The sequence below is a fragment of the Scytonema sp. HK-05 genome, from assembly GCF_963872035.1.
In the GTDB taxonomy this organism is placed as follows: Bacteria; Cyanobacteriota; Cyanobacteriia; order Cyanobacteriales; family Nostocaceae; genus Kalymmatonema.
Map to the genome: position 1 here is coordinate 63,450 of NZ_CAWMYC010000119.1, position 12,594 is coordinate 76,043.

The 12,594-nt window shown below is 44.0% G+C and carries 11 protein-coding genes and 1 pseudogene; 7 read left to right on the forward strand and 5 right to left on the reverse strand.

Features of this window, described 5'->3' with window-relative positions; genetic code table 11:
- Positions 1-127: 127 nt before the first annotated feature.
- Positions 128-880 carry a choice-of-anchor K domain-containing protein gene (locus AACT52_RS25145; RefSeq protein ID WP_073633772.1) on the reverse strand — a complete coding sequence of 251 codons (753 nt, stop codon included), beginning with the start codon at positions 878-880 and terminating at the stop codon, positions 128-130.
- 503 nt (positions 881-1,383) lie between these two features.
- A complete protein-coding gene (gene chlP, locus AACT52_RS25150) occupies positions 1,384-2,640 on the reverse strand; it encodes a geranylgeranyl reductase (protein WP_073633773.1) in 1,257 nt (418 codons plus the stop codon).
- A 224-nt stretch (positions 2,641-2,864) separates the two neighbouring features.
- Here chlP and AACT52_RS25155 point away from each other — a divergent pair, with 224 nt between their 5' ends.
- Positions 2,865-3,881, forward strand: a complete 1,017-nt coding sequence (locus AACT52_RS25155; RefSeq protein ID WP_073633774.1) for a sulfate/molybdate ABC transporter ATP-binding protein — start codon at positions 2,865-2,867, stop codon at positions 3,879-3,881.
- Positions 3,882-3,937: 56 nt separating this feature from the next.
- Here AACT52_RS25155 and AACT52_RS25160 read toward each other — a convergent pair.
- Positions 3,938-4,033 (reverse strand): annotated as a pseudogene (locus tag AACT52_RS25160) (Uma2 family endonuclease); the annotation flags it as partial.
- Between the two features lie 60 nt (positions 4,034-4,093).
- Between AACT52_RS25160 and AACT52_RS25165 the strand changes: the two are divergent.
- A complete protein-coding gene (locus AACT52_RS25165; RefSeq protein WP_073633775.1) occupies positions 4,094-4,741 on the forward strand; it encodes a Uma2 family endonuclease in 648 nt (215 codons plus the stop codon).
- A 121-nt stretch (positions 4,742-4,862) separates the two neighbouring features.
- On the opposite strand, the gene AACT52_RS25170 is transcribed toward AACT52_RS25165, so the two are convergent.
- Both AACT52_RS25170 and AACT52_RS25175 read right to left on the reverse strand, forming a co-directional pair.
- Positions 4,863-5,267 (reverse strand): ExbD/TolR family protein, encoded by a 405-nt coding sequence (locus AACT52_RS25170; RefSeq protein ID WP_073633776.1) that lies wholly within the window; start codon positions 5,265-5,267, stop codon positions 4,863-4,865.
- Complete coding sequence (locus AACT52_RS25175) at positions 5,251-5,904, reverse strand: MotA/TolQ/ExbB proton channel family protein (protein ID WP_073633777.1); 654 nt, start codon at positions 5,902-5,904, stop codon at positions 5,251-5,253. Before AACT52_RS25175 ends, AACT52_RS25170 begins: the two co-directional genes overlap by 17 nt.
- 276 nt (positions 5,905-6,180) lie before the next feature.
- Between AACT52_RS25175 and AACT52_RS25180 the strand changes: the two genes are divergently transcribed.
- From AACT52_RS25180 to AACT52_RS25200, 5 genes are all read left to right on the forward strand, one after another.
- A complete protein-coding gene (locus tag AACT52_RS25180; RefSeq protein WP_073633778.1) occupies positions 6,181-7,791 on the forward strand; it encodes an energy transducer TonB in 1,611 nt (536 codons plus the stop codon).
- A 359-nt stretch (positions 7,792-8,150) separates the two neighbouring features.
- Positions 8,151-9,449 carry an FAD-dependent oxidoreductase gene (locus tag AACT52_RS25185; RefSeq protein WP_073633788.1) on the forward strand — a complete coding sequence of 433 codons (1,299 nt, stop codon included), beginning with the start codon at positions 8,151-8,153 and terminating at the stop codon, positions 9,447-9,449.
- A 64-nt stretch (positions 9,450-9,513) separates the two neighbouring features.
- Positions 9,514-9,972, forward strand: a complete 459-nt coding sequence (locus tag AACT52_RS25190; protein ID WP_073633779.1) for a hypothetical protein — start codon at positions 9,514-9,516, stop codon at positions 9,970-9,972.
- A gap of 51 nt (positions 9,973-10,023) precedes the next feature.
- Positions 10,024-10,764 (forward strand): cytochrome c biogenesis protein CcdA, encoded by a 741-nt coding sequence (locus AACT52_RS25195; protein WP_073633780.1) that lies wholly within the window; start codon positions 10,024-10,026, stop codon positions 10,762-10,764.
- 4 nt (positions 10,765-10,768) lie between these two features.
- Positions 10,769-12,202, forward strand: a complete 1,434-nt coding sequence (locus AACT52_RS25200) for a cytochrome c biogenesis protein (protein ID WP_073633781.1) — start codon at positions 10,769-10,771, stop codon at positions 12,200-12,202.
- Positions 12,203-12,594: the final 392 nt, after the last annotated feature.

Sequence of the window (12,594 nt, forward strand, 5' to 3'; positions counted from 1 at the left end):
TGCCCGTGTCGCCTTTCCACCCCGACATAAATGACGCACCTCTGTCAATTCGTTTAATTCCTTGACAGAGGTGCTTCGGGGCTATCATGCTCCCGTATTATTTTCGGTATGAGCGATTAGCAATTTATCAGTTTTTTGCCCTCAAGGATTTCTTGCGGGTCATAAGGTAGATGCCTAGCAGTGATAACCCAACTGTGCTTGCTGGTTCAGGAATTTTTTCCGATGGTGTCACCCGAGTGATTCTGGCATAAAGACCTGCTGTCGTTTTGTTATCTTCAAGAACGCGAAATTCGCTAACACTTGTATTACCGCCATCTTGGCTAAAGCCAATGACATTCACTAAGTACTCATTCCCATCAAACTTGAAACTGCGAGTGCCAAAGTTTTTCTTGACATACACAGTATCCGCATCGTCGTCAGGATCTTCTCCTGAGTTCGTTGTATTATCAAGCAGAAACTCAGAGTTGAAAACTTCGCTGAGATTACTGGGATTGGTAAATGATAACGTCAGATTTAAAGGTACGGAATTAACGTTCGTATTTTCCTCAACCTTGCCGTTGTAGTATTCTAAAGCCCCTATCTTAAACAGTGAGCCAACGTCGTCTGTGGAAATAGAATTTCCAGTAAACGTCAGTTGATTTGCAGGTGTTCCATAGTTGTTTTCAAGATCATCTGGACGAGAACGTCCCCAAATAAATGTGTTAGTTCCCACACCAGAAAAAATGGGGTCGGTATTGCTCCCTGAATTAGGTGTTCCCCAGATACCACTCGAGTTGCCTAAAAAAGTTAGACCCTGAGCTTGACTGGAGAAACCAAGTGCTGTGATCACACTCACAGCAAAAGTAGACAAAGCAGTTGCAAAAACTGGACTTAGTTTCATAGCTAGGCTTTTACTCCTATTCAGGAGCTTGTCTCAAGTTGGTATCCCGTCCACCTTAGTAAATCCACGGAAAAGTTGCCAAGAAATTCATTGAATTTTCATGAAATCTTTATATAGACTTTGTAAATTCTTATCAAAGCAACTCTCTTTTTAGATTGTTGATAACGCTATTATTATAAGGGTTTCACAGAATATTTAGTGTTATTGAAAGGATAACCTAAACTTAATCTATTACTTTTTTGTAAGAAAGAATAAATACTTATACACATATAACAGTGAACAGTTATCAGCTATCAGTTCAACAAAGATTTTTTTGATTTCTCCACGTATCAATTCGGGAGCGTTTCACCTACTGTTTTGTCCTCCATCGGTGCAACTGGTTTGTTGCTGTATCCATTTTTGGGATGACATTTTTCACTGTTTACTGATAACTGATAACTGTTCACTGTTAAAGTGACGAGGTACGGAGTTTTTTTAAACTTCCCCACCTCTTCGTGTCCCTTTTAGGGAGCAAGGGCGTTACCGCGAAGTAAGCTACCAATAGTCTTGGCAGTAATTTTCAGCTGAGTGATGGGATTAGCCGGCACAACTGTTTTATAGAGATAGCTATCAAAAGTCAGCCGTTGGACATCCAGGTCAGCGCACATTTCCACAAAAGCTTCGCGGGTGGCGTCGGAACGATAAAATACGGATTGCAGGATATCCAGTACTTTGTAGGTCAGCCCGTATTTGCGATCCCAGCGCTTAATATACACCTTGAGGTCAGCTTCTTTTGGAATGCGGCTACCGCCATTCGACATTTCTACAATCGTTTCGGCACACATCCGTCCTGATTTGGCAGCAAAGTAAATGCCTTCGCCAGAGGACTTGGTGACATAGCCAGCAGCATCACCCACCAAAGCTATTCTCCCAACAACGCGACGGGGACGGGGATGTTCGGGAATTGGGTGTGCTTCTACTTTGATAATTTGACCGCCAATCAGTTTGCGGGCTGCACGGGCGCGGATACCAGCTTGCAATTGTTTGATGCTCGCTTTGTTAACGTGCATCGTACCAGTTCCCACTGCGACGTGGTCGTATTTAGGGAAAACCCAAGCGTAGAAATCTGGAGACACATCGTCGCCGACGTACATTTCGGCGAGGTCTTCGTAGTAAGCCATTTTATCTTTAGGCAGCCGAATCCGCTCTTGGAAGGCGATCGCATAGTTGTAATCCCCTGCATCCATTTCCTTAGCAATACGGGAATTCGCCCCATCAGCCCCGATGATCACATCGACTTTCAGGGTTTTGGCAATACCTTGGGCACCGCCTTCTGTGTGGTCTACATAATGAATGGTATAGGGATCTGTATTGTTGCTGGGAATATCGAGTTTATGAACGGTGGCATTAATTAAATTTGCGCCCAGTTTTGCCGCACGATCCCGCAGGAAACCATCCAGCACCTCACGGCGGCACATTCCTATATATTCGTCTTCTTTTTCTAAATTGATGTCAACCTCACGATTGGAGGGCGAAATCATTTTCATCTTCCGCACTTGGCGATCGATAATATTCTGCGGCAGGTCAAATTCACTCACCATGCACAGGGGAATTGCACCGCCACAAGGCTTAGCATTGTCTAGCTTGCGCTCAAACAGGTAGGTTTCAATTCCAGCTTTGCAGAGCGTTTCTGCGGCAGATGAACCAGCTGGACCGGACCCAACAACAGCAACCCGTAGTGTCAAAGGTCTTCTCCCAATCTTGACATTTACCGAAAGCATCGTATCACGGAGTTTTGGGTAATGCCGCGTTCTAGTTTCCAGATTTGATAGAAACGCAATATTCCTTAATATTTCGCAAGAGTGTAGAACTGTGTCAAGTTAAGAATGAAGCGGTTGAGCCTGAAACTAATTTTTTTCCATCAAAGGTAGCATCATGTATAGTATACGTAATACACTTTATTCTTATCAAATATCCGTAGATTAGTTGCAGAGGTAGTGTAGCGGTGGGCATAGTCGTTGAGAACGTATCCAAACAGTTTGGCAGTTTTAAAGCAGTCGATCAAGTCAGTCTAGAAGTTGAAAGTGGCTCACTGGTAGCGTTGCTCGGACCGTCAGGTTCCGGAAAATCTACCCTACTACGGCTGATTGCAGGTTTGGAGTTGCCAGATAGTGGCAGAATTTTGCTGACTGGCAAAGATGCTACATATCAAAGTGTGCAAGAGCGGAACATTGGGTTTTTGTTCCAGCACTATGCCCTATTCAAGCATCTAACAGTGAGGCAAAACATAGCCTTTGGCTTAGAAATTCGCAAAGCAACAAAAACAAGAATCAAAGAGCGAGTAGAAGAGTTGCTCGATTTAGTGCAACTAAGTGGACTAGGTAATCGCTACCCATCGCAACTTTCCGGCGGTCAACGGCAACGGGTAGCATTAGCACGGGCACTGGCAGTAGAACCCGAGGTATTACTTTTAGATGAACCTTTTGGCGCACTGGATGCCAAAGTGCGTAAAGACTTACGGGCATGGTTACGCCGCCTCCATGATGAAGTTCATGTTACCACAGTTTTCGTCACCCACGACCAAGAAGAAGCGATGGAAGTCTCGGATCAAGTCGTGGTGATGAATAAAGGGCGCGTGGAACAGATAGGTACGCCTGCGGAAATTTACGATTATCCAGCGACAGCATTTGTCATGAGTTTTATTGGACCTGTCAACGTGCTGCCCACTACAGCGCAGATTTTCCGGAGTAATGGGTTTGATTCTGCACATCCAGAGACATTTTTGCGTCCCTCTGACATAATTGTCGAAACGACCGCTAACGGAGCTACGGTACCAGCTAGGGTCAGTCGGTTGATACATCTAGGTTGGGAAGTCCAAGTGGAGTTGACCTTCAACGACGGACAAGTGGTCACAGCACATTTGACGCGCGATCGCTTTGACGAGTTGAAGTTGGAACCGCAACAAAAGGTGTATGTCAAGCCCAAGGATGCGAAGTCTTTCCCGCTTTATTCTTCGATTTAGTGATTGTTGAAAGCTTAAGCCTCAAGGTTGGCTGTGGAGTCAGCAACTTGAGCTTTTTTTGGGTCTTCATGCAAAATCCCAGCCTCAGCCATCCGGTGGTACTCCTCAACTGTCCACAGGCGAAGTTGTAACGTCGATTCTGTGTTCTGCATAGATTTGACATTATTAATAGAATATGGTAAAAGACATAGAAATTTTGAGGCAGTTAGCAGATGAGTAAATTGCAAACAAAAATACCAACAGATACTTGGCTAGCAGCTCCTTGGGATGAGTATATCCACATCATTGAAAACCCGGCGTATGAAAAAGCTAAGGGCTACTACCACAATGGACAAATGAGGATTGAAATGCCACCCGTAGGAAATGACCATGCTAGTGACCACACAATCATTATCACGGCTGCCAGCCTGTTTGCAGCGATCAAAGGTATTCCTATGAATGGAAAGGATAACTGTACTTACAGGAAAACAGGCTTTAATGATGCTCAACCAGATGTATCTTATTACATTGGTGAAAATGCAAATGCGATTCCTTGGGGAACTTCTATCATTCAATTAGATATCTATCCATCCCCAAATTTAGTCATAGAGGTTGCGAACTCCTCACTTGCTGATGATAAAGGTGAGAAACGGCTCCTTTATGAAGATTTAGCAGTCGCTGAATATTGGATTGTCGATGTCCAAAATGTCCAAGTTATACCTTTTGCGATAGAAAATGGTGGTAGTAGGCGGATAACTCAATCTCAAGTCTTACCAGGATTAGCAATTTCTTTATTAAACGAAGCTTTTCGGCGTACTCGTCAAACAGACCAAAGTCAAGTTATTGCTTGGTTATTATCGCAATTTCAGTCAGAAAAATAGCTGGAATCTTAACGCACTCATTTTAGAACGATGCGTTACAGCGCACAAAAGTGTGTAAAGAATTACAGGTCATCTGCGCCTAACGCACCAAGCGTGTGAATAAATTACAAATTACGAATGACTATGGTTTTTGGGTGGCGATCGCTAATTTTGCTCCCTCCACTCGCCGTACTAGATCCATCACCGCCACCACTTGACCGTGATGCACCCCTTCATCTGCATTTATCACAATCACCATTTGCTGCTGTGGCTGTACCTTTTGTCGCACACCGTTTTCCAACTGTTCTAGACTAATTGCTTGCTTATCTAAGAATATTTTCCCACTCTTATCGATTGTGACGGTGGCTTGCGCTGGGCGTTCTTGTGTTTGTGCTGTCGCCGCTTTAGGCAAGTTGACTGGTAAACCCTCTGACCGTGTTAAAAATAGTGTTGACATGATAAAAAACGTCAAAATCGCAAATATCACGTCAATCATCGGCACGATATTAATCTGTGGTGGTAAGTCTGGTTCATCTTGCAGACGCATAAGCTTTGTCTCCTCTTTCATAGCGACGGCGATAAAGTAATTCTAGCTGTCCGCCGTACTCCTGAATGAGCGCAATTTGGCGCAGGTAAAGTCCCCGGAATGTATTGGCAAATAGGAGTACAAAAATAGCAACAACCAATCCTGATGCGGTAGAAACCAACGCTTCACTAATACCCGCCGTCACATTTGCTGTTCTGCTACCTCCCACATCACCAATGTTGAGTGAGGCAAAAGAAACAATTAATCCTAAAACAGTTCCCAGAAGCCCCAATAGTGGTGCAAGAGAGATAATTGTATCGAACATGTTTTGAAAGCGCTTGAGCAAAGGTATTTCGGCTTGCGCTTCACTTTCTAATGCTAAGCGAAATTCTTCTGGAGTTGGTTCCTCTAGTTCTAAAGCAGTCAGAAAAATCCGTGCGATGGGTAAATCTGCATTTTTCTGTAGTTTATCCAGTGCACCAACGACATTATTGAGACGGTAAAGGTTCAGCACCTCTCGCACCACGCGGCTTTGACGGGTATTAATTTTTACCCAAAATCTAACACGTTCAATAATCAAAGCAACTGCTAGAACTGAAAAGGCTAGCAGCGGCCACATTACCACACCGCCTGCCGCAAACAGATTTGTGATTCCCATGTACTATTCTCTCAAGCCACTAACTAATTTTGTCAGATTACCAGATTACTGGGCACAACTGATATAAGTTCTCAATACAAATTAAAGGAAATGAAAATAGATGTCAAACATCATCCATTGATGACAATTTTCTAATTTTTTTTAGGGACTATAAATACTAGACATGAGCTACATTTCAGTCTACACAAGGTTAATGATTATCTTGATAGCCTAATTGACATTTGCTCGTAAATGTTTTAATCTGCCTAAGTTGCTGATAATGGGTGGCATTAAACTATGGGCTTTACTGGCACGGCTTTAGAGCAGCGAGGTAGAGAAGCAAGGGCGCTCAGGACGTTTCTCGCTTTGAGTCTGATAGGCTCGTTAGGGCTGCACCTCAGTGTACTGGCTTCTGGCATAGTAGATAATTTTTTCAAGAGAGCGCAGGAAACTGACGAAGAACCCATAGAATTTGTGGTTGTCGATCCGCCTGCGCCAAAACCAGTCGCAAAGCCTATAGAGTCAGTAAAACCTCTTCAAGAGGCTCCGAAACCAAAGATTGTCGAGCCAATCAAACCCCAACCAGTTGAACCACCCAAACCAGTGCTACCCCAGAAAGCAGTGGTCGTGCCGCCAAAGCCACTAGAGCCGCTTCCACCAGTGTTGCCTAAGCAAACAGTAGTCGTGCCGCCAAAGCCACCAGTGCAACCCAAGCAAACAGTCATAGTGCCGCGAAAGCCACCAGTGCAGCCGCAAAAAATTGTCACCGCACCAGTACAAAAGCCAATTCCAAAGCCTCAACCGGAAATTCCCCAGCCAACAAATACACAAAGCAAACCTGAACCTGCTCCAAAACCACAGGCTGATCAAAATTTGAAACAGACGTTGAGGGATTTGCAAAACTCCAAAGCAAGCCAGGAAGCTGGCGGTGGAGGTGGCGGTGGCGGGGGTAATAGTCCCCGTATTGCCACCGGTTCAGGAGATGGCACTGTACGTAGTGGCACAGGTACTGGTACTGGCATTGGTACTGGTTCTGGCTCAGGTATAGGCTCAGGTACTGGTTCTGGTATTGGTTCTGGTTCAGGTTCTGGTATCGGCTCAGGTATCGGTTCTGGTATCGGTTCTGGTATCGGTTCTGGTATCGGTTCTGGTATTGGTTCTGGTACTGGCAGTGGACAAGGAAGTGGTACTGGAGTCGCTACACGCCCAAAACCAAGAACCCCAGCCCCTTCACAGTTAGATCCTGCAGATTGCGTCAAGTGTGACGTCAAGTATCCAGAAAGGGCTAAACGGCGAGGTATCGAAGGCAGACCAGGTGTTGCTTTTGATGTTGACAAAAATGGTAATGTTAACAATGTCCGGCTTGTCCGCTCTAGTGGTCACAAAGAATTGGATGAAGCACTCTTAGAACAAGCAAGAGACTTTAAATTAAATTCCGCAGCTGCTGGCAGACAAAATGTACAATTGTTTGCAAATTTCGCTATAGCGGGGTCACGGAATAACCAAGAAGCTCTGCAGCGTCAAAGAGAAAGACAACAAAGACTAGAGGCTCAGAGACAAGCAGAACAGAGAAACCGCGAAGCCGCAGCTAATGAGGAAGAAACTTCTGGGCGTAGAAGACGAGCCATATTAACAACTCCGGAAGCCGCCCCCCAAACCACGACAGAAACCGGAACCAGGCGCAGGCGAGATGTGCCAAGTGCAGCTACACAGTCAACTACAGAACAAACAACTCCACAGCCAGTACCTCAGCTACCACAAAGTTCTTCTTCAGAGCAGAATGGGCAGCAACCCTCTCCAGACGCATCCACCAATCAGAATGATTTGCGCGAGCAATTACGTCTGCGTCAAAATCAATCTCAGCCATCTGAAGCAGCACCTTCCGGTAGTGGTGAAAATAACGAATAAAGGTGTATAAAAAATTATCCTATCCAGGCTTTGCGTAGACGCGGACTACAAACTTCAGCCGCACCTAATGCTACGCCAATTAAGCTTTTAAGGTTTTGCTAGTCAAGAGCAATGGGTAGAAAATATTGAGGTTTTTGTTGCTACATACATATATGTAAATTCATATCAGTAAATTCATATCAAAAAGCTGGTTGACGTAACGACGCCTGCGTCCAACCAAAAGCTTGAAACATCACGCGAGTATCTTTACCATAGAGATGAGGAACGCCGCAAGTATCCTAAAAGATGCGGTTGATTTTGGCACCTTTGCTGAATTGTGACTCTACACAGCAAATGCACGAATGAGTTTGGGAAAAATCATGGTTAAGAAAGTTGCAATCATCGGTGCTGGACCAAGCGGACTCCTACTTGCTCACTACTTGTTACGTCGTGGCGATAAATACCAAATTGACATTTATGAACGCCGCAGCGATCCGAGAATTATCTCATTCTCAAAATCCAGAACTTACCCCATCTCCCTAAACGAAAGGGGAATGACTGCTTTGAGAAAAATTGAGGGTTTGGAGGAAGCCGTCAAAGCGATTAGTGTGTCCATGAGGGGAACGATTTTTCATCAAAAAAATGGCAAGACGCGGTTTACGCCAAGAAAGAAACCTCTGACTACACTTGACCGGACAAAATTGGCGATCGCCCTTTTAAAATTAACTGAAAACTACGACCAAAGTCGGCTCAACATTCACTTCAACTGTCAATGCACGTCTGTAGATTTTGCAGCCAAGAAGGTGAAGTTGCAACTGGAAACACAAGAGGATTTCACCATTGATTATGACCTTTTAATCGGTGCAGATGGGGGACGTTCTGTCATTAGGGAGCATTTTCTTGCTACAGAAGATTTTGAATGTGAACAAAAGTACGTCCCCAATGACTACAAATCGATTTTCCTGCCTCGCCCTGATGAAAATTCTGGCATTTATCTAGAAAAAGGCAAAATCCACTCGTGGATGCTCAAAGATGGCACATTCGTAGTTCTGCTACATCAACGTGATGAGAGTATGGGTGGTGTCATTCTGTTTCTTCACAACAAAAATCAGATAGCTAGCCTTTCCAGCCCAGAAGAAGTTCTCCAATTCTTTCAAAAGAATTTCCCAGAAGTTGCTCAACTCATGCCAAAAGAGGAAGCTGAAGCTTTTCTCAATAGACCAGTCTCAAGAATTTTAACAGTTCGCTGTAGTCGCTATCATCAAGATGACAGTGTACTAGTTATTGGAGACGCGGCACATGCTGTATCTTCCTCTATTGGTCAAGGTTGTAATGCCGCACTTGAAGATGTTGTCTTGTTGGACAACCTTTTGAACGAATATTCTGACGATTTAGCACTAGCGCTAGAACAATTTACTGTTCGCCGCAAGCACGATGCCCACGCGTTAGTAGAACTTGGCGACAATGCTTTTCCTTCTACTACGGGATTATTTATTGAGTTTGTCTTGAGGGAAAGTCTTGCTAACATTTTGCACCAAATATTTCCCAAGCGCTTTCCACCTTCTATCTCAGAGTTAGTATTTGAAACTACAGTTCCCTACTCAGAAATTTTGAATTCATACAAAGGCTGGATATCTAAAGTGAAAAAATCCAACGAAAAGTTGTCAGCAAACTTGTAGCAGTTGTGAAATTTGCCTATTGTGCTACAAATAAGGCATAAAACCTTGACAGGAGATATCTACTATGCTTCAAAAATGGTTTACAAAGTATCTTGAGTCTCGACCCTGCCTAACAGCCTATAACAATTTAGAAAAAACACAAGCTCGACAGCATACTCACTTTATCTTGTTTCCGGCAAATCGTTGGTTTAACATCACACTTAACCATATTTTGGATCGCCCTGAATGGTATAAAGGCGTACTCCACAATCATCCCTGGTTCAACATCAGCCTTATTTTGAAAGGTGGCTACTGGGAGAAAACTGAGGATGGAGTCAAGTGGTATGGACCTGGCTCAATTATCTTCCGGTCTGCACAGAAACACCATTGCATCTGGATCAAAGATGGTCAAGAAGCATGGACATTGTTCTTTCACGGACCAATGGTGAAAAAGAGTTTTGATTTTGTACAGGATGGTCAACCTGTGACACCAGAACAGCTTGGGTTGCCAAAAGGTGTCATAACGCGTGGAGGGTCAATCTAAAATTAAGCTAAAATTCAAGCATAGTAAGCATTTCCTGCTTTTAGATACCCCATGCTTGAAACTTTGCAAACCCGACTTTACGAACTAGAACAATTTGCTAACGCCCTCGTCGCCAACCAACTCACGCACCTGAGTTTGCTGAGTATTGGCGTCATTTTTTTAGCAGGGTTGCTCACTAGCCTCACACCCTGTATGCTTTCCATGCTGCCGATTACCATTGGCTACATCGGTGGATATGAAGCAAAAAACCGTCTGCAAGCAGCTACCCAGTCAACGTGGTTTGCTTTAGGATTGGCAACTACATTGGCAGGTCTTGGCATTATAGCAGCTTTTGTGGGAAAAGTCTACGGTCAGGTGGGAATTGGTTTACCAATTATTGTCAGTATTATTGCCATTCTCATGGGGCTGAATTTACTCGAAGCCTTACCGTTGCAATTGCCCTCTTTTGGCGGAACAGAGTGGATTTCGCAAGAATTACCCCAAGGAGTGCGAGCATATTTGATTGGTTTGAGTTTCGGTGTCGTCGCCTCACCTTGCAGTACCCCAGTTTTAGCGAGTTTGCTTGGTTGGGTTGCCAATACACAAGACTTAATTTTAGGCGCTGTTTTGCTGATTTCCTACACAGCAGGTTATGTTGCACCATTAATTTTAGCGGGTACATTTACAGCTTCAATCAAGAAATTGCTAGAATTGCGCCGTTGGTCTGGTTGGATTAACCCAGTCAGCGGCGCTTTGTTGGTAGGATTTGGTGTGCTTTCTTTAATTTCTCGGATTCCTATGGGAACTTTTTAGCTAAATGACTATAGAAAATTCTGTTTCCAAACAATCTATCTGGTCAGCATTTGGGCAGTTATTGCGCAAAGAGTTATTGCCCGTGCTAACCGATTTACGCTTAGCAATTGTGATGCTGTTAGTCATTGCACTCTTTAGCGTCACTGGTACCGTTATAGAGCAAGGTCAATCGCTAGCGTTTTACCAAGCTAACTATCCAGAACACCCGGCTTTATTTGGTTTTCTCACCTGGAAAGTCGTCTTAACAGTGGGCTTAGACCATGTTTATCGAACTTGGTGGTTTTTAGCATTACTCATCTTTTTTGGCACAAGCTTAACTGCTTGTACCTTTACTCGTCAGTTCCCAGCTTTAAAAGCTGCCCGTCGGTGGAAATTTTACGAGGAACCCCGCCAATTTCAAAAGTTAGCTTTGAGTGCGGAATTCGATGTAGAGACGCGCCATGGCGCGTCTCTACAAACCCCGACAACGTCTCTACAAACCCTCAGTCAACTATTGCCAAATCGCCGCTACAAAATTTTTCAAGAGAAAGAGGATACTCTCTATGCCCGCAAAGGGATTATCGGACGCATTGGACCAATTATCGTTCATGTGGGTATCGTGACTATTCTCCTAGGGTCGATTTGGGGAGCAATGACTGGTTTTATGGCTCAGGAAATGGTTGCCAGTGGTAACACCTTCCAAGTAAAAAATATCATAGATGCGGGACCTTGGGCAGCGCGAGTTTCTAAAGATTGGTCTGTGCGAGTCAATCGCTTTTGGATTGACTACACCCCTTCTGGTGGAATTGACCAGTTCTACTCAGATATGTCTGTCTTAAATAATCAGGCACAGGAAGTTGATCGCAAGACCATTTACGTCAACAGTCCTCTGCGTTATCATGGCGTAACTTTCTACCAAACCGATTGGGGAATCTCTGCTGTTAAAGTGCGAGTGAACAACAGCCCCATTTTTCAACTACCAATGGCGCAACTGAACACCAACGGTAATGGACGCATTTGGGGAACTTGGATTCCTACTAAACCAGATATGAGTGAAGGTGTCTCTTTACTGGCGAAAGACTTGCAAGGAATGATGTTAATTTACGATGCTACCGGCAAGCTGGTTGACACTGTTCGCGCTGGAATGTCTACCCAAGTCAATGGTGTAACGTTGAAAATTCTCGATATTATTGGCAGTACTGGCTTACAGATTAAAGCTGATCCAGGAATACCAATTGTTTATACAGGGTTTGCCTTGCTCATGCTAGGTGTTACGATGAGTTACTTCTCTCACTCGCAAATTTGGGCATTGCAAAAAGATGGTCGCCTGTATGTAGGTGGTAAAACCAATCGCGCACAGGTTGCTTTTGAGCGAGAAATGTTAGAGATTTTGGATAAGTTAAGTTTACCTACACAAGCTGAGGAGAAAGCGGTGGCGATAGAATCTCGTTCCACCTAATTACAACGTTTTTTAGGTAAATGGAGCACAATCTTAACCTTTGTCCTATTCAGATCCCCGACTTCGTAAAAGTTGTCGGGGATCTTGTTTTTTGATCATTTAGGATAGGACTGCTATACATACGGTGCCAGTAGCAACCAACCAAAAAGTACCGAAGCCAAGTTATTGTTTGCACAATTGAGATAAAATTAAACCAATAATAATTGTTATTTACTCAGTATTAGTGCAAATACCAGTAAATACTGGAGGGTGCAATGTCCAAGTTGGGTGCTCGTTGCGGTTGGCTCTCAGGAATTGTCATAAGTGGTGTGTATATTTGGAGTGCACATTGCGCTTCTGCTCAAATTACACCAGATGCCACTCTACCCAATAATTCTATCGTCACACCCTCT